This window comes from Roseibium salinum, assembly GCF_026240905.1.
In the GTDB taxonomy this organism is placed as follows: Bacteria; Pseudomonadota; Alphaproteobacteria; order Rhizobiales; family Stappiaceae; genus Roseibium; species Roseibium salinum.
Genome location: NZ_JAPEVI010000003.1, coordinates 2,392,924 through 2,410,058, shown reverse-complemented (window position 1 = coordinate 2,410,058; position 17,135 = coordinate 2,392,924). Strand labels below are relative to the sequence as shown.

General features: G+C 62.2%; 13 protein-coding genes and 1 pseudogene. 5 read left to right on the top strand and 9 right to left on the bottom strand.

The annotated features are described in order from the left end of the window. The first annotated feature begins 74 nt into the window (after positions 1–74). Positions 75–449, top strand: coding sequence for a winged helix-turn-helix transcriptional regulator (locus ON753_RS15690; protein ID WP_265963557.1), 375 nt, complete (start codon positions 75–77; stop codon positions 447–449). A 100-nt stretch (positions 450–549) separates the two neighbouring features. Here the strand turns inward: ON753_RS15690 and adh are convergent, their stop codons facing one another. The 6 genes from adh to ON753_RS15660 form a co-directional block, all read right to left on the bottom strand. After that, positions 550–2,070 carry an aldehyde dehydrogenase gene (adh, locus tag ON753_RS15685; protein ID WP_265963556.1) on the bottom strand — a complete coding sequence of 507 codons (1,521 nt, stop codon included), beginning with the start codon at positions 2,068–2,070 and terminating at the stop codon, positions 550–552. A 123-nt stretch (positions 2,071–2,193) separates the two neighbouring features. Then, positions 2,194–3,126 (bottom strand): GAF domain-containing protein, encoded by a 933-nt coding sequence (locus tag ON753_RS15680; protein ID WP_265963555.1) that lies wholly within the window; start codon positions 3,124–3,126, stop codon positions 2,194–2,196. Positions 3,127–3,671: 545 nt separating this feature from the next. Then, on the bottom strand, positions 3,672–4,811 hold the full coding sequence (locus ON753_RS15675; RefSeq protein WP_265963554.1) for a site-specific DNA-methyltransferase: 1,140 nt from the start codon (positions 4,809–4,811) through the stop codon (positions 3,672–3,674). Positions 4,812–4,896: 85 nt separating this feature from the next. Next, complete coding sequence (locus ON753_RS15670) at positions 4,897–5,628, bottom strand: DNA-3-methyladenine glycosylase I (protein ID WP_265963553.1); 732 nt, start codon at positions 5,626–5,628, stop codon at positions 4,897–4,899. Between the two features lie 79 nt (positions 5,629–5,707). Then, complete coding sequence (locus ON753_RS15665) at positions 5,708–6,514, bottom strand: amino acid ABC transporter permease (protein WP_265963552.1); 807 nt, start codon at positions 6,512–6,514, stop codon at positions 5,708–5,710. Positions 6,515–6,610: 96 nt separating this feature from the next. Beyond that, positions 6,611–7,411 carry a transporter substrate-binding domain-containing protein gene (locus ON753_RS15660; RefSeq protein ID WP_265963551.1) on the bottom strand — a complete coding sequence of 267 codons (801 nt, stop codon included), beginning with the start codon at positions 7,409–7,411 and terminating at the stop codon, positions 6,611–6,613. 255 nt (positions 7,412–7,666) lie between these two features. On the opposite strand from ON753_RS15660, the gene ON753_RS15655 reads away from it, so the two are divergent. Next, positions 7,667–9,178 carry an AMP nucleosidase gene (locus ON753_RS15655; protein ID WP_265963550.1) on the top strand — a complete coding sequence of 504 codons (1,512 nt, stop codon included), beginning with the start codon at positions 7,667–7,669 and terminating at the stop codon, positions 9,176–9,178. 261 nt (positions 9,179–9,439) lie between these two features. Here the strand turns inward: ON753_RS15655 and bfr are convergent, their stop codons facing one another. The 3 genes from bfr to mutY form a co-directional block, all read right to left on the bottom strand. Then, entirely contained in the window at positions 9,440–9,925 is a 486-nt protein-coding gene (bfr, locus tag ON753_RS15650) for a bacterioferritin (RefSeq protein ID WP_265963549.1), read from the bottom strand. 242 nt (positions 9,926–10,167) lie between these two features. Further along, positions 10,168–10,545 carry a 2OG-Fe(II) oxygenase gene (locus tag ON753_RS15645; protein ID WP_265963548.1) on the bottom strand — a complete coding sequence of 126 codons (378 nt, stop codon included), beginning with the start codon at positions 10,543–10,545 and terminating at the stop codon, positions 10,168–10,170. A gap of 302 nt (positions 10,546–10,847) precedes the next feature. Beyond that, a complete protein-coding gene (mutY, locus tag ON753_RS15640) occupies positions 10,848–11,915 on the bottom strand; it encodes an A/G-specific adenine glycosylase (protein WP_265963547.1) in 1,068 nt (355 codons plus the stop codon). 202 nt (positions 11,916–12,117) lie between these two features. On the opposite strand from mutY, the gene ON753_RS15635 reads away from it, so the two are divergent. From ON753_RS15635 to smc, 3 genes and pseudogenes are all read left to right on the top strand, one after another. Further along, positions 12,118–12,651 carry a DUF721 domain-containing protein gene (locus ON753_RS15635; protein ID WP_265967172.1) on the top strand — a complete coding sequence of 178 codons (534 nt, stop codon included), beginning with the start codon at positions 12,118–12,120 and terminating at the stop codon, positions 12,649–12,651. A gap of 158 nt (positions 12,652–12,809) precedes the next feature. Continuing rightward, complete coding sequence (locus ON753_RS15630) at positions 12,810–13,445, top strand: thioredoxin domain-containing protein (protein ID WP_265963546.1); 636 nt, start codon at positions 12,810–12,812, stop codon at positions 13,443–13,445. 87 nt (positions 13,446–13,532) lie between these two features. Next, a pseudogene (gene smc, locus ON753_RS15625) lies at positions 13,533–16,992 on the top strand (chromosome segregation protein SMC). The last annotated feature ends 143 nt before the right edge of the window (positions 16,993–17,135 follow it).

The following is a 17,135-nucleotide window of genomic DNA, read 5'->3' as shown; positions in this document are numbered from 1 at the left end:
CAAGTAGGTAACTAACGGTAACCTCATTATCGAGTTACCGGCGAGTAACCTGATTTCACAAGCGAGACCTCAAGATGCCGCTCAAGATGCGCAGGAACCTGAGCCCCAAGCCGCCCGAGCCTTGCATGCTGACGGAATGCATGCAGGTGATCGCCGGAGCCTGGGCGCCCAACGTAATCTGGAGCCTGCGGGCCGGGCGACGCCGCTTCAGTGAACTCAAGGCCGACATTCCGCCGGTTTCCTCCAAGGTCCTGTCCGCGCGCCTGTCGGAACTGGAAGAGCGCGGCGTCCTTTCGCGTCACGTCCGCCCGACATCCCCACCTTCCGTCGAATATGAACTGACCGAACTCGGCCAGGAACTGATCCCCGCACTTGAGGCGATTGTTCAGGTAGGGCACAAGCTGAAGCTGATGCGCGCTCATGAGCTCGATTCCGAGGCGGCCGAGTAGGCGAACCCCGAGCGTTGCGCGACGCACTCGGATACAACGAAAAGGGGCAGCCTGAATTCAGGCCGCCCCTCTTGTCTGCATTCGGTGGAATTCCCGGTTTCTAGAAGAAACCCAGCTTGTTCGGGTTGTAGCTGACCAGCATGTTCTTGGTCTGCTGATAGTGATCGAGCATCATCTTGTGGGTTTCGCGGCCGATGCCCGACTGCTTGTAGCCGCCGAAGGCCGCATGGGCCGGGTAGGCGTGGTAGTTGTTCACCCACACGCGTCCGGCCTCGATGGCGCGGCCGAAGCGGTAGCAGCGGTTGGCGTCGCGGGTCCAGACGCCGGCGCCGAGGCCGTACATGGTGTCGTTGGCGATCGCGAGCGCTTCCGCTTCATCCTTGAAGGTGGTGACGGAGACGACAGGGCCGAAGATTTCCTCCTGGAACACCCGCATCTTGTTGTGGCCTTTCAGGATGGTCGGCTGGATGTAGAAGCCGCCCGAGAGTTCGCCCTCAAGCCTTGCTTCCGCTCCGCCGCACAGTACCTGGGCGCCTTCTTCCACCCCGATGGAAAGATAGGACAGGATCTTGTCCTGCTGCTCGCGGCTGGCCTGGGCGCCGACCATTGTGTCTGGCAAGCGCGGGTCGCCCTGCTTGATGGCCTTGACCCGGGCGATCGCCCGCTCGATGAAGGCCTCGTAGATGTCTTCCTGGATCAGCGCACGGCTCGGGCAGGTGCAGACTTCGCCCTGGTTGAAGGCGAACAGCACGAAGCCTTCGATGGCCTTGTCCAGGAACGCGTCGTCTTCCCGCATGACGTCGGAGAAGAAGATGTTCGGGGATTTGCCGCCCAGTTCCAGCGTCACCGGGATCAGGTTTTCCGTCGCGTACTGCATGATCATGCGGCCGGTCTGCGTGGAGCCGGTAAAGGCGATCTTGGCAATGCGCGGTGATTTGGCAAGCGGTGCACCGACCTCGGCGCCATAGCCGTTGACGATGTTCAGAACGCCCGCGGGCAGCAGGTCGCCGATCAGTTCGGCCAGCACGAGGATCGCGGCCGGCGTCTGCTCGGCCGGTTTCAGGATGACGCAGTTGCCGGCGGCCAGCGCCGGAGCGAGCTTCCAGGCGGCCATCAGCACCGAGAAGTTCCAGGGAATGATCTGGCCGACCACGCCGAGCGGCTCATGGAAGTGGTAGGCAACCGTGTCGGCATCGATTTCGGACATCGTGCCTTCCTGGCCGCGGAGCACGCCGGCGAAATAGCGGAAGTGGTCGATGGACAGCGGTATGTCGGCCGCGGTGGTTTCGCGGATCGGCTTGCCGTTGTCCCATGTCTCCGCCTGTGCCAGCAGATCAAGGTTGTCTTCCATGACGTCGGCGATCTTGAGCAGGATGTTGGCACGCTCGGCCGCTGCCGTCCGGCCCCAGGCCTCCCTGGCGGCGTGGGCGGCATCCAGGGCCAGTTCCACATCGGCGGCGTCCGAACGGGCGACCTCGCAGACGGTCTTGCCGGAGATCGGCGTGATGTTGTTGAAATAGCGGCCGTTCACCGGCGGCACGAATTTCCCGCCGATGAAGTTGTCATAGCGGCTCTTGAAGGGCGAAGCGGTCTCTTTCGCGAAACTGGGCATTTCATTCATGATGGTTCCTCCACTTGTCCTGGTCCTCCACCAGGGGATGGGAGGAATGTGCAGAATGGAGCGCGTGCGAACCAGACGGGGGCGAACGGTTCCAGGGCGAACCTGTCTCAGTTGTGAGACACTTCAGGTGGGGTTTTCGCCGATCCCCAGGCGCTTCATCCGGCGGTAGAGCGTTGCACGCCCGACACCAAGCGCCCGGGCGGCTTCGGAGACATTGCCTCCGGCCCGGGTCAGGGCGCGGATCACCGCAGTCCTTTCGGCTTTTTCAAAGCCGCTGTGTCCGTCGTCCCTGCCCAGCAGGTCCGCGGCCGGAAGAGGCTTGATCGCGCCGGTCGGGCCGAGATCGAAGGCCTTGCGTGCGGCCCGTGTTGCGCCGACCACGATGTCGTCGGCATCGACGGCAAGCAGCACCGCAGGTTCCGTGCCGCCCGAGTCCGCGTAGACGATCCGGGCATTGGGAAACGCGGCGCGGAACGTGTCGACCTCGATCTGCCTTGCCGTTTGAGCCACCATGGCCGCGATCAGCCGGTTGAAAGCCTCGGTCTGGTCGGAGCGCGCGGACGAGACGTCCAGGGCGCCGGCGATCCTGCCGTCGGGGCCATAGATCGGCGCATCCATGCAGCTCATGTTGGAATTGCGTGCCAGGAAATGTTCCCGTCCGTGGATGATGACGGTGCGCTCCTCGGCAAGACAGGTGCCGATGCCGTTGGTGCCCACGGCCGCTTCGCTCCAGTCGGCGCCCTGGCAAAGCCCCCATTCCTGAAAAACGCCGTCATCGGCGGCCGTGCAGCGCTGATCCAGAACGACGCCGTCGGCATCGGTCAGGATGACGGTGCAGCCGGACTGGCCGACAAGGCCGAAAAGCTGGTCCAGCTTGGGCGCGGCGATCTGCAGAAACGAGCCGATTTCCTCGCGGCGCTGGCGAAGCTGGGTTTCATCGACACGGTGCGGGGCACTGTGGGCGCCCGGATCAAGCCCGTGCTTGTCGAGCGACCGCCGCCAGGACGCGGCGATGCGGGAATGGGCAGGCGCCGATCCCGACTGTACGGTCCGCAAGACTGTTTGGATATGATCCTGCATTTTCGCGATATGACATCTCCGGTTGACGCCGCGTCTGCTTGGGGCGCCGACAGGAGATGAGCTCCTCCCGATCTCTTCTTGTCGTTCGCCCAAGATGGCCTTACCGGCCAAGGACTTCAACCTGTCTTAAGGTCTACAGCCCTTGCCGTGAGCGTATCCATGAGAGCGGTTTGAGGGGCCGCAATCAAGTCGGGGAGAGTACAGAGGAATTTTAATGCGTCAGTTGTCATCCCTGCGAAGGCGCGGATCTAGGCTCCCGATCTTGCTGCTGGCGCGTCAGACCGGCAATGTTGGTCCTGGGATTGCCCAACAGAGTTGATGACCGTTGCCGTTGAGGCGTCCGGAGAGATCACCGCGACTTAGGGCCCGTGGAATGGAGTGAATGCCGGATCTGGCGGCAATCTGAAACCTGGGCAAGTAGCCGGACACCCAAGAAAAAACCCCGCCTCCTTTTCTGGGAGACGGGGCTGAAGTGGATCTATCGCGGGGATCGCGAAGGTCGCTTCTGCTTTAAAACCTGCTTATGCCTGCAGGCGCGATCTGATTTCCTTGCGCAACTCGTCGATCGGCGCTTTCTTGCGGCCGTCCTGGATGTGCCAGAAGGTCCAGCCGTTGCAGGCTTCCTGGCCCTGGACCAGCGCGCCCACCTTGTGGATTGAGCCGGTATGGTCGCCGGATTTCAGCGAGCCGTCCGCGCGGACGATGGCCAGATGCCGGCCCTTCGGGCAGGTCAGTTCCGTTCCCGGCTGCAGAAGACCGCTTTCCAGAAGCGACCCGAAGGGAATGCGCTTCTGGGAGCGTTTGCTCTGCTGCATTTCAAGGGATGCCGCATCGCCCGGTTCGATCGCCGCGATACGGGCGGTGGCGGCATCGATATAGTCCTGCTCGCGTTCCACGCCGACATAGTGCCGGCCGAGCTTCCTGGCCACCGCTCCGGTCGTGCCCGTGCCGAAGAACGGGTCGAGCACCACGTCGCCCGGCCTGGAGGAAGCGGTCAGGACCCGGTAGAGCAGGGATTCCGGCTTCTGGGTCGGGTGCACCTTCAGGCCGGCCTTGTCCTTCAGCCGCTCGGTACCCGTGCAGATCGGCAGATGCCAGTCTGAACGCATCTGCAGATCCTCGTTGAAGGTCTTCAGCGCGTCGTAATTGAAAGTCGGCTTGGCATCCTTGGATTTCACCGCCCAGATCATCGTCTCGTGGGCATTGGTGAACCGTTTGCCGCGGAAATTCGGCATCGGATTGGATTTCAGCCAGACAATATCGTTCATGATCCAGAAGCCGAGATCCTGCAGGATCGCGCCAACGCGGAAGATATTGTGATAGGAGCCGATGACATAAAGCGAGCCGTCCGGCTTCATCACCCGGCGCACGGCCAGGAGCCAGGCCCGGGTAAAGCCGTCATAGGCCTCGAAACTCTCGAACTGGTCCCAGTGATCGTCGCAGGCATCCACCTTCGACTGATCAGGCCGGTGCAGGTCTCCGCCCAGCTGAAGATTATAGGGCGGATCCGCAAAGACCAGGTCGACCGAACGGGACGGCAGTTTCTCAAGGGCGGCCACGCAGTCGCCCTTCAGGATCGTGTTCAGCCAGGAAGCAGACGCTTCCGTATTTTCGGTTGTGTGGGGTGCCGCTAAGGACACCCCGGTACGCACTACACTCATTGCGACGCATTACCTCACGCAATTTCGAGTGTCATGGTTACCGGTTTTGGTAAATCAGCAGTTAAGCGATGAAAACAAAAATTCTCTATGAATCAATGCTTTGTTTACCATCGTAAAAGCTGAATGAGAAGTTAATGACTTGTGCCGACCGAAAAGGCCAGAATTCTGCTGATTTCGTTGAGGGGACGACCTGTAGTTGCTTTCCAATCGTTAAATGCAGCCTGGATTGCCCGCAGATTTTTTTCGACATGCTGGTGCCGTCGATGACGTTATCGCGGATCAGGGCGTTAACCACGTCGCCGGACAGGATAAAACTCTCCTTGCCCATGAAGCGCAGGGCGATCTGCCCGGTATTGCCGCCGAGCCGGCTGCCCCGCCGTTTCAGCACGTCCATCAGCCCGATCTGATCGGTTGCGGGATGGCGTGCGAAGAATTTCGCCGCGCTGCCGTGTTCGGCGGCAAGGTCCTTCAGAAAGATCGCGTTGGCCTGGACGGACTTGATCTTCATCGCATTGCGGACGATGCGCTTGTCGTTCAGGAACGCCTCGAAATCCTCGTCCGGCAGAAAGGCGAGGCGGGCGACGTCGAACCCTTCGAAGACCTCTTCAAATCCCGGCCATTTCTGATCGATGACCTTCCAGCTGAAACCGGCCTGGAATACGCATTTCGTGAACATGGCGAGCCAGCGGTCGTCACCGGTCGCCTCGAGCTCTTCGGTGGGCTTCGGCGAATTATGCTGGGCCAGCAGCGCGGCCAGCGCATCCGTTCCGCCCTTTTTCCGCGCGGCCAGTGCTTCGATCTCTTCAAAGGAACGCATTCAGGGTCTCCATCTGCAACCCACGCCGCTACTCTTCCGCAGTTTCTGCCTTCGCGGGAGGTCGTCCAAGGGTGTCAGGTTAGCGCCGGGGCACCTCTCTTGTCCGCTCAAATCTGCGCAGGGCGAGAGACAGAGTGATCGTCATCATCAGGTAGATCAACGCGACGACATTATAGGTTTCGAAATAGCGGAACGAGCCGGCCGCATAGACCTTGCCGAGCTGGGTGATATCGGCAACGCCCAGAACGGAGACGAGAGAGCTGTCCTTGATCATGGCGACGAAGTCGTTGCCGAGCGGCGGCAGGATCGTCTTGAGCGCCTGGGGAAAGATGATCAGCCGGAACCGCTGCCAGCGGTTCATGCCAAGCGCCTTGGCTGCCTCGATCTGGCCGCTGTCGACCGCCTGAATGCCGGCCCGGAAAACTTCCGCGATAAAGGCAGAATAGCCGATCATCAGCGCAACGATGGCGCGCCAGAGCAAGGGGAAATCACGGCTGCGCATTGCGTCGATGCCGAGCGGTTCGATCACGGCGTTGACGCCGGCGACGATCAGCGGCGTTGCGACGAAGGCAATATAGAGAAGCAGCACCAGGACCGGCAGCCCGCGGACGATCTCGACATAGAACCGGGCGGCCTGCCGAAGGACGACCGATCCGGACAGCGAGGCGAGGGCAAGCAGCAGACCCAGAACGGAGGCCAGAAAAAAGGCGGTCAGCGTCACGAAAACGGTCAGGCCGATCCCGCGGGAAACGGTCGCCATGACCTGCGAATAAATGTCGTCGGTGGCGATCTGGAAAAGCATGAAGACGGCGATCCCGCCGGCCGCCAGCAGCCAATAGGGAAAATCCTTCTGAGACGTGCCGGTCTGGGTTCGTTTGCGGAACATGGATCTGACTTGGCTGGAGTGGATGGACAGGGCTACATGCGCAAATGGCCGGCAGCGGACTGAACGCCCGGCCGCCGGCCATCCGGATGATTGCGCTTACTGGGCAATCTTGTAGTCGAAGAACCACTTCTTGTTGAGCGCATCCAGCGTGCCGTCGGCGCGCATGCTGGCAATCGCCGCATTGAAGGGTTCGACCAGATCGGAGCCTTTCGGGAAGATGAAGCCGAAATCCTCCGACCCCATCGGCTCGCCGATCAGCTTGAACGTGTCCGGGTTGGTGGTGACATAGCCCTGTCCGCCCGTGCTGTCGGTCAGGACCAGATCGACATCCCCGACCTTCAGCGCCTGGACGGCTGCCCCGAACGTCTCGAACAGCTTGATGCGCGGATTGGCTTCATCGCCATCGAGAACGTCATAGACCGTGACATAGAAGGGCGTCGTGCCCGGCTGGGCGCCGGCGAGAAAGTCGGGGTTGGCGGCAAAGCTCTCGGGATCTGTGAAGCGCTCTTCGTCGGCGCGCACCAGCATGAACATTTCCGAACGCATGTAGGGATCGGAGAACGCCACTTGCTCCGCCCGATCCGCGCGGATCGTGATGCCGTTCATGGCAACGTCGTATTCACCGGCTGAAATGGCCGGGATCATCGCATCCCAGCTTACGTTCTCGAAGGTCACCTTCATGTTGAGGCGCTTGGCGATTTCCGCGATCGCGTCATATTCCCAGCCGATCGCCTCTCCGGATTTGGGATCAACGAACTGCAACGGCGGATAGGTGTTTTCCGAGGCGATCACCACTTCCCGCCCGCCGAGGTCAGGCAGCGTGTCGGCAAGGGCGGAAAGTCCTGCGCTGAACAGGATCGAAGCGGCGGCCGCGAGAGTTGGCAGGGTATGGTTCATGAGGAACTCCTGGAGACAAGCCTGTGGTTCATGTGACGCTGGAACATCCGCTGGCGAACGGGGAGGTTCTACGCAAAATTCCCGAGGACTTTATCGGGGACCGGCCCTGCGGAAAAGGCCATTTCCCGGCCTGTTGCTCCCGAGTGCAAAGTTTTTCTCATTGCGAAAAAAAATTCAAAATCTGCCGCCGGATCTATTGACCCGGAAGGGACTTGGCGGGAGTGTGAGGCCATAACAAAAATAAGGAGACAGTGTATGTCCAACACCAGTAGCAGGAACGTGAGGCCGCCGGTCCGCAGGACCCGGTTCGCCCCTTCCCATCCGCTGGAAGTCTTTACCGATCCGGGGAAGGCGGTCGACCGGCTGATCGAAATATTCGAAGCGAACACGGCGTTCCTGCGCTCATATTTCCTGGACCTTCTGGATGGCAAGCCGATCGACGGGCGGATCCGTGCGTATTACCCGCAGGTGCAGATCGTGACCGACAGCCACAGCCGTCTCGACAGCCGTCTGTCCTACGGCTTCGTCTCCCGCCCGGGCACGCACTCCTCCACCATCACCCGTCCGGATCTGTTCCAGAATTACCTCAAGACCCAACTGTCGCTGCTCATGAAGAACCATGACGTGCCGATACTCGTCGGTGACAGCGACATGCCGATCCCGCTGCATTTCGCCTTTTACGACGGCACGCATGTCGAAGGCGGGGCGGCGGCGGCAAATCTGGACCGTCCGCTCGCCGATATATTCGACCTGCCGGACCTGACCGTGATGGACGATTCCATCGCCAACGGGACCTATGAGCCGGCGGACGGTGTCATGCCGCTGGCCTCGTTCACCGCGCCCAGGGTCGATTATTCCCTGCACCGGCTGCAACACTACACGGCGACGGCTGCGGAGCATTTCCAGAACTACATTCTTTTCACCAACTACCAGTTCTACATCGACGAATTCTGCCGCATGGCCATGGACCTGATGGCGGACAAGGAAGGCGGCTACGAGGCTTTCGTGGCGCCGGGCAATCTGATCACCGAACCCGGTCACAGCGAACCGTCCAGCGGCACGGTTCTGCCCAAGCTGCCGCAAATGCCGGCCTATCACCTGAAACGGCGGGACGGCAGCGGCATCACCATGGTCAATATCGGCGTCGGCCCGTCCAACGCCAAGACCATCACGGACCACATCGCCGTCCTGCGCCCGCATGTCTGGCTGATGCTGGGCCATTGCGCAGGCCTCAGGAACAGCCAGACGCTCGGGGACTACGTGCTCGCCCACGGCTATGTGCGCGAAGACAACGTGCTCAATCAGGACCTGCCGATCTGGGTGCCGATCCCGCCGCTGGCGGAAGTGCAGGTGGCGCTGGAGCAGGCGGTCGCCGAGATCACCGGCTTTGACGGCTATGACCTGAAGCAGGTGATGCGCACGGGCACCGTCGTCTCGCTCGACAACAGAAACTGGGAACTCTGGAACCAGCCGGAGCTGGTCAAACGCTTCTCCCAGTCGAGAGCGATCGCCCTCGATATGGAATCGGCCACCATTGCCGCCAACGGTTTCCGCTTCCGCGTGCCTTACGGCACCCTCTTGTGCATTTCGGACAAGCCGCTTCACGGCGAACTGAAGCTGCCGGGCATGGCGACGGATTTCTACAAACGCCAGGTCGCCCAGCATCTGCAGATCGGCATCAGGGCAATGGAGAAAATGCGGGACATGACCGCAGAGCGCCTGCATTCACGCAAGCTGCGAAGCTTTACCGAGACGGCCTTCCAGTAGGCTCACGGAGGGTCGGCGGACAGCCAGTCTTCGGAAACAAAAAAAGCGCGGCTCCGGGCCGCGCTCCGCGTTCTGGCAAACCAAGCCTCTCTCATCGTCATCCCGACCAAGCGCAGCGCGAGCCGGGATCGGAGAGCCAGAAGCCTTGGCTTTTGCCCACGCAAAAATCTCCGCCCCGAACCCTCTGTGACGACGACCTGAAGGGCCGTCGGCTTGAACGCGGCCCCGGGGCCGCGCCTTGCGATTTGAATGCGGGAAACGTCAGTCCGCTTCGTCCGCCGGCGCGGAGTTCAGCATGCCGTAGCGCTCGACACCGATCTTTTCCAGAAGGTCCAGCTGGGTTTCCAGGAAGTCGATATGGCCTTCCTCATCCGCCAACAGCTCTTCGAAAAGCTGCATGGAAACATAGTCGCCTTCGTCCCGGCAGACATCGCGGGATTTGGTATAGGAGGCGCGGGCGTCATATTCCCCGGCAAGGTCCGATTCCAGAACTTCCTTGATGTTCTGCCCGATGCGCAGCGGAGCGACCTTCTGCATGTTGGGATGACCTTCCAGGAAAATGATGCGGTCGGTCAGCTTGTCCGCATGATGCATTTCCTCGATGGACTCCTCGCGTTCCTTTTTCGCGAGCCGGGTATACCCCCAATCCTTGAGGAGGCGGTAGTGAAGCCAATACTGGTTGATCGCGCCGAGTTCCAGAAAGAGCGCTTCGTTCAGCCGCTTGATGACTTTGTCATTACCCTTCATGGCAGTGCCTCCTAAGAATCCTGTGATTTTGATAGTTTAGAACAATTCTAATATTGAAGTCCAGAGCGAACTTGCGCAGGGTTGCTTTCGTCCGATTTCGCATCAAACCAGAAAAGCCGATCAGATTTAAGACTTTAAAGTGCTTTTTGATATGCCTCCGGTTTGCGCGGGCCATAGTTCGCGCGGGCAAACAGCAACGTCGGCAGGCGCCGCCGGACGGCTGCGCCTTTTCACGGACCGGTTTACCTGAACCGGGGCCCGTGGCTCCAGCAGGTGAGCGAATAGCGGGTTCCCTTCGTGACGGGGACCACCCTGTGCAGCATGAAGCTTGCGAACAGCGTGGCGCTGCCTTGTTCGCGGGACGCGGTCAGGATCCGCGGCCCGAGGCTGATCTCCAGCGCGCCGCCTTCATAATCTTCCGGACGCGACAGCTGGGTGACGATCGTCGCCTTGCGATACTGGGCAATCGGCCCCTCGCCGACATCCGAATGCCAGTCGTAATGACCTTCCTCGCTCTCGTCATAGATCGCGACCTGAAGCCTTTCCTTGAACTCGGTGATATCGAAATCGAGGACCTCCCGGTTGGCTTTCGCGACGGCGCCGATGATCCGTTCCAGCACCCAGCCGGCGGAGCCTTCGTCATCCAGCCATGTGATCTTCGCACGGCGGATTTCACTTTGCTGCTTGCCGCCTACAAGGCCGCCCGAGATCCGGCGTTTCCGCCCGGCTCAGGCGAATGATTTCATCGCAGTCCGCTCTGGAGAAGAGTGCATCATGGGTATAGGTGAACATCGATGTGGGGATCCGAGGATTGAACGCGCTCTTCAACATCCGTTTCAGAAAAACTGCAACTGTTTTCTTGAGACGGGAAACGGCGCCTGCGCCGGGAAGTTCCACGGACACTCTTTCGGGTGCGCGCGCTTCAATCCAGCGCGGCCGACAGCGCCTTGCGCATGACTGTCGGCAACGCCTCGCTTCCAAGACTATCGGGCGCGGACCACCAGGCGGCGCCGAGCTGCGGAACGCTTGCGCCGTCAAGGTCGGCGCGGAAGACGGAAAGCCTCAGATGGAAGTGGGTGAACGTGTGCTTCACCTCGCCGGTCCGCCGGCGCCAGTCGGCCGGGAAGGGGGCGCTGCCGATTGCCTCCGACTGGTCGAACTCAGCCGACCAGGCCGTCCCCGGCACCTCCGTCATGCCGCCAAGCAGCCCCTTGGGCGGCCGGCGGCGCAGGAGCACCGCACCGGTCTGCCTGTCGACCGCGACGAAAGCAGCGCCGAACCGCGTCGGCTTCTCCTTCTTCGCCGCCTTGCGGGGCAGTGTCTCCGCCAACGGTGACCCCTGGACCTTGCACGACGGCCGCCAGGGGCAAAGCACGCAGGCCGGGCGCTTCGGTGTGCAGATGGTGGCGCCGAGATCCATCACGCCTTGCGCGAAGTCGCCGGGCCGCTCCTGCGGAGTCAACTCCGCCATCAGCGCCCTGATTTCAGGCTTGGCATCGGGAAGCGGCGTTTCGATCCGGGCAAAACGGGTGAGAACCCGCTCCACATTGCCGTCGACAACCGCGGCATGGCGGTCGAAGGCAATGGCAGCGATCGCAGCCGCCGTGTAAGGGCCGATGCCGGGGAGCTTCAGAAGGTCTTCTTCCCGGTCCGGAAACCGTCCCTGATGGTCCGCCGCCACCGCATCGGCGCATTTTTTCAGGTTCCGGGCCCGCGAGTAATAACCAAGCCCCGCCCAGGCCTTCATGACGTCTTCTTCCAGCGCTTCGGCAAGATCTTCTATCGTCGGCCAGGCGCGCGTGAATTTTTCGAAATAGTCCTTCACCGCGGCCACGGTCGTCTGCTGCAGCATGATTTCCGACAGCCAGATACGGTAGGGATCGGGCACTTCGCCGACTTTCCGGTTCTCGGGACTGACGCGCCAGGGCAGCTTGCGGGCATGCCGGTCGTACCAGTCCAGAAGCGCTTGGGCGGCGGAAGCAGAGTTCATGGGGCCAGTTGAATAAGCGCGGCGGTTCTAAAGCGCAAGACGCTGGATAGCCTGGGGACAACTTGGGTGGAAAGGCGGTGCTGTTTGGCCTGGAGAAAGTATTCGTCGTGATTTTGTCGTATTCTATTGGGACAAAATGTTCAATCCATGAGAAAGGTCCGCGCCGGACCTGACGGCAATCGGTGGGTAGAGGAGGCAGGCTATAACCGCGGCAAAGGCAAATCCTGCGCGCAGGCCCAATGGGGCCAGGGCAATTGCCGATCTTGTCGGCAAGGCGATGACGCCTGCCTGCAAGAAACGCGGCTTCGCCTCCGTGGATATCATTGCCTCCTGGGCCGATATCGTCGGCGAGCGCTACGGTACGCGGGTCCAGCCCGATCGCCTGATCTGGCCGCGCCAGCCCGAACTGACCGATCCGGACAGGCCGCCTCAGCCGGCGACCCTGGTCGTTCACACTGACGGCGCCACCGCGCTGCTGCTGTCCCACGACAGCGCCCAGGTCATCGAACGCATCAATACATTCTACGGCTGGGCGGCGATCGGACGCATCAAGATCCTGCAAAGACCCGTGCTGGTGAAACAGCCCGAGCCCAGCAAGTCGCTGCGCGCCCTGACCCGGTCGGAGGAGCAGAGGCTGGAAGAGCGTCTGGAAGGTGTCGAGAACGACCGTCTGCGCCAGGCCCTCAAGAAACTCGGTGCCCAGGTGATCGCGCGCGGCGCCGGCGAGCCGGCCTGATCCTGCTTGCGGCGATAACAACACTGTGAAACGAAGCTTTTCCGCGTCCTCGCTCCTGCCACATTTGAGAAGCCTTGTTGACGTTTCGTGCCTGAAGGGGCACATGAAGGAACGCACCGCCGGTGCAATACCCTTGAATTCGTGACAGGACGCTTTTCGTGACTCAGACCCGTAGACAGTTTCTCAAAACCACTGCCCTGGCGACGGCCGCGTTCGGCTTTTCCGGGGCTGTTCCAGCGTTTGCACAATCGGTCGATGCGGACGAACTGCTGAAAGCGGGCCCGCTGGACGAAAAGGTCCTGGGCGAGGAAGACGCACCGGTGACGATTGTCGAATATGCGTCCATGACCTGCAGTCACTGCGCGAATTTCCACAAGCGCACCTATCCGGAACTGAAGAAGAACTATATCGACACCGGTAAGGTCCGCTTCATCTTCCGCGAATTTCCGCTGGATCCGGTTGCCGCCGGCGGGTTCATGCTGGCTCGCTGCGCGCCGCAGGACAAATATTTCGAAGTTGTGGACACGATGTTCGAAAACCAGCGCGCCTGGGCGTTTACCGACAATCCCTATCAATCCATGCTCGACTTTTCCAAGCAGATCGGATTTACACAAGAGTCCTTTGAGCAATGCTTGACAAACCAGGAATTGCTTGACGCAGTGAATGCGGTGAAGGATCGCGGTGCGAACGAGTTCGGGGTGACCTCCACGCCGACATTCTTCATCAACGGCGAAAAGCACTCGGGGGCGCTTTCGATTGAAGAGATGGGCAAGATCATCGAGGAAAAGCTTTAAGCTGGCGGCATTGCTGCCGGCCGGAAAGGCTTCGCCTGATCTGATGCTTGTTTCATTGGCGGCCGGCTCCGGCGGAGGCGGGCGCCAATGAAGTTTTCCAAACTCCGCATCGTCGGCTTCAAATCCTTCGTCGAGCCGATGGAGTTCATTATCGGCAACGGCCTGACCGGCGTTGTCGGGCCGAACGGCTGCGGCAAGTCCAATCTCGTCGAAGCCCTGCGCTGGGTGATGGGGGAGAACTCCTACAAGAACATGCGCGCGTCCGGCATGGACGACGTGATCTTTTCCGGAAGTCTCAACCGGCCGGCCCGCAACACGGCCGAAGTCACGCTCTATCTCGAAAACCCGAACCGCACCGCTCCGTCTGCCTTCAACGATGCCGACTCGCTGGAAGTCAGCCGACGCATCGAGCGCGAGCAGGGCTCCAATTACAAGATCAACTCCAAGGATGTGCGCGCGCGCGACGTGCAGCTCCTCTTTGCCGATGCCTCCACCGGCGCCCGCTCGCCGGCCATGGTCCGCCAGGGGCAGATCGGCGAGCTGATCGCCGCCAAGCCGACCTCGCGCCGCCAGATCCTGGAAGAGGCGGCCGGCATTTCCGGCCTTCACTCCCGCCGCCACGAGGCGGAGATCCGGCTTCGGGCGGCGGAGCAGAACCTGGAGCGTCTCGAGGACGTGCTGGTCCAGATCGACAGCCAACTCGACAACCTGCGGCGCCAGTCCCGGCAGGCTTCGCGCTACCGGAACCTGTCCTCCGAAATACGCGCGGCGGAAGCCTCGATCCTCTATATCCGCTGGTGCGAGATCCCGCGATGCGCTTGCCTCGGCCGAGGCCCATTTTGCCGATGCCCAGAAGCAGGTGAACGAGGCCACCAGCCTTCAGGCGGAAAGCGCCCGCGTGCAGGCCATTGCCGCGCACAAACTGCCCTCGCTTCGCGACGAGGCCGCCAGGGCCGGCGCCGCCCTGCAGCGCCTGGTCATTGCCCGCAACGAGCTGGACGCGGAAGAACGGCGCGTCAAGGAGCGCCTGCAGGACCTGGAACGGCGGCTGGTGCAGCTGGCCGAGGACATCCGGCGCGAACAGGTCATGATTTCTGAAAATGACGAGGTCCTTGAGCGCCTGTCGGAAGAGCGCGCGGAGCTTCTGGAAGAAAACGAAATGGTGCAGGAGCGCACCGAAAGCGCACGCGAGAAAGTGGCCGAGGCCGAGGAGACGGTCCGCACCCTGGAAACCCGGCTTTCGGAGCTCACCGCGGCCGAAGCGCGTGCGAGCGCCGAGCGCAGCCAGTTGGAGCGCGCGGTTGCCGACAGCCGCCAGCGCGCCGACAGGCTGGTTACCCAGGCACAGGAAGCCCGGCAGGCGCTGGCGGACCTCGACGCACAGATGGCCGAAGACGACGGCGTCGCGGAAAACCGTGAGGCGCTGGAGCTTGCCGAAGAAGCCCTTGCCGAGGCCGAAGCTGCGGTTGAAGGGGCGGAAGCCGCCACAAGGCAGGCCCGCGAGCAGGAGCAGGCGGCCCGCGCCCCCTTGAGCGATGCCCAGCAGATGCTGCAGGGGCTTGAAACCGAAGCGCGCACTCTGGGGCAGGTGCTCAACGTCCATTCGGACCACGACCATACGCCGGTCGTCGAACAGCTCCGCGTCGAACAGGGGTTCGAAACGGCTCTCGGCGCCGCGCTGGGTGAAGACCTCGACGCGTCGCTGGATGAGGCGGCGGCGGTCAAATGGGGCAGTGCCTTGCCCGGCGAGGACGACCCGGCTCTGCCCGCTGGCGCCCGCCCGCTTGCGGTCGTCGTCGAAGCCCCGCCGGAACTTGCCCGCCGCCTGCGGCAGATCGGTATTGTCGACCAGGGGCAGGGCGCCGCCTTGCGCGCCGCGCTCAAGCCGGGACAAAGACTGGTGTCCAAGGAAGGGGATCTCTGGCGCTGGGACGGCTTCGTGATCGCCGCCAATGCGCCGACGCCCGCCGCACAGCGGCTTGCCCAGAAAAACCGGCTCGCCGAGCTCGCCGACGAGATCGAGACGGCCCGCCGGAACCTGGAAGACCGGCAGCGGACGCTGGAAGAGGCCGCCGGGCGCGTCCGCCAGACCGCCGAATTCGAGCAGAACGCCCGCGGCAAGGTCCGCGATGGCCAGCGGCAGGCCGCGGCCGCGCGCGAATCTCTTGCGGCCGCGGAACGTGCCATCTCCCAGCTTGCGGCCAAGAAGGCGGCGGCGGAAGACCGCGCCGGGCGCTTCGGCGAAGAGGCCGAGATGGCACGCGAGCAGGTGATCGAGGCCGAGGAGCGCCTTCGGGACGCCCCCGACAGCAGCGGCTACCGGGACCAGATCGAGGAACTGCAGGCCAAGGTCGGCACGGCGCGTGGAGCATTGGCCGAAGCGCGCGCGGTCTCCGAGGGACTGGCGCGCGAGCAGCAGATGCGCGACCGGCGCCTGGAGGCGATCGCGCGCGAATATGACGGCTGGAAAACCCGTGCGGCCAATGCGGCCCAGCAGATTGCCGTGCTGAAGGAACGCCGGGAGGAGGCCGAGGAAGAGCGCGTGGAACTGGTCGAGGCCCCGGAAGAGATCGAGATCAAGCGCCGGGAGCTCTTTTCCGCGATTGCCAAAGCCGAAGAGGAGAAGAAGGCCCGGGACGATCAGCTTCAGCAGGCGGAACTGGATCTTGCGGAAGTGGACCGGGCCGCCAAGGCGGCGATGGAAGCCATGGCAGGCGCGCGCGAACAGAAGATCCGCGCCGAGGAACGTCTGGAGGCGGCCCGCGAACGCAAGAGCGCACTGGAGCGCCGGGTCGACGAAGACCTGGAAGTCTCGGTTGCGGCGCTCCCCGAACTTGCCGGCCTCAAGGACGGCGCGCCGCTGCCGGATCCTGACGCGACGGAGCGCAAGCTGGAACGGCTGAAGGCGGAACGGGAGCGCCTTGGCGGGGTGAACCTGCGCGCCGAGGAAGAGCTCAAGGAAATCGACGAACAGAAAACCACCCTGACGTCGGAGCGGGACGACCTGATCGAGGCGATTCGCCGCCTGCGTACCGGCATCTCCAATCTCAACAAGGAGGCGCGCGAGCGCCTGCTGGCGTCCTTCGAAGTGGTCAATGGCCATTTCCAGCGGCTGTTTGCACATCTTTTCGGCGGCGGGACCGCGGAACTGCAGCTGGTCGATTCCGACGATCCCCTGGATGCCGGCCTTGAAATCATCGCCCGGCCCCCGGGCAAAAAGCCGCAGACCATGACGCTGCTGTCCGGCGGCGAGCAGGCGCTGACGGCGATGTCGCTGATCTTCGCCGTTTTCCTCACCAATCCGGCGCCGATCTGTGTGCTCGATGAGGTGGACGCGCCGCTCGACGATGCCAATGTGGAGCGCTATTGCGACCTTCTCGACGAAATGTCCAGGACCACCGAAACGCGATTTGTGGTGATTACCCATAACCCGATCACCATGGCCCGCATGAACCGGCTCTTCGGCGTCACCATGGCCGAGCGGGGCGTTTCCCAGCTGGTTTCGGTCGATCTTGAGACCGCGGAGCGATTCCGGGAAGCCGGCTGAGCCTGTGCGGAAAGCCGCTCCCGGGCGGTTTTCGTGTAAGACTAAGGTCAGACAAAAACCGTTCGTGCGAAAAATATCCTTTTAAATCAAGAAAATAGCACGTTTCTAAGCGTTCTTGACAGGGCTTGGGCCCCCGACTATGG

Bases quoted from the DNA above. Each gene is read 5' to 3' on its own strand.
- ON753_RS15670 (WP_265963553.1), bottom strand. From the start codon at position 5,628: ATGCGTTCCTTTGAAGAGATCGAAGCACTGGCCGCGCGGAAAAAGGGC.
- mutY (WP_265963547.1), bottom strand. From the start codon at position 11,915: ATGAACTCTGCTTCCGCCGCCCAAGCGCTTCTGGACTGGTACGACCGG.
- ON753_RS15690 (WP_265963557.1), top strand. From the start codon at position 75: ATGCCGCTCAAGATGCGCAGGAACCTGAGCCCCAAGCCGCCCGAGCCT.
- adh (WP_265963556.1), bottom strand. From the start codon at position 2,070: ATGAATGAAATGCCCAGTTTCGCGAAAGAGACCGCTTCGCCCTTCAAG.
- ON753_RS15675 (WP_265963554.1), bottom strand. From the start codon at position 4,811: ATGAGTGTAGTGCGTACCGGGGTGTCCTTAGCGGCACCCCACACAACC.
- ON753_RS15660 (WP_265963551.1), bottom strand. From the start codon at position 7,411: ATGAACCATACCCTGCCAACTCTCGCGGCCGCCGCTTCGATCCTGTTC.
- ON753_RS15655 (WP_265963550.1), top strand. From the start codon at position 7,667: ATGTCCAACACCAGTAGCAGGAACGTGAGGCCGCCGGTCCGCAGGACC.
- ON753_RS15665 (WP_265963552.1), bottom strand. From the start codon at position 6,514: ATGTTCCGCAAACGAACCCAGACCGGCACGTCTCAGAAGGATTTTCCC.
- bfr (WP_265963549.1), bottom strand. From the start codon at position 9,925: ATGAAGGGTAATGACAAAGTCATCAAGCGGCTGAACGAAGCGCTCTTT.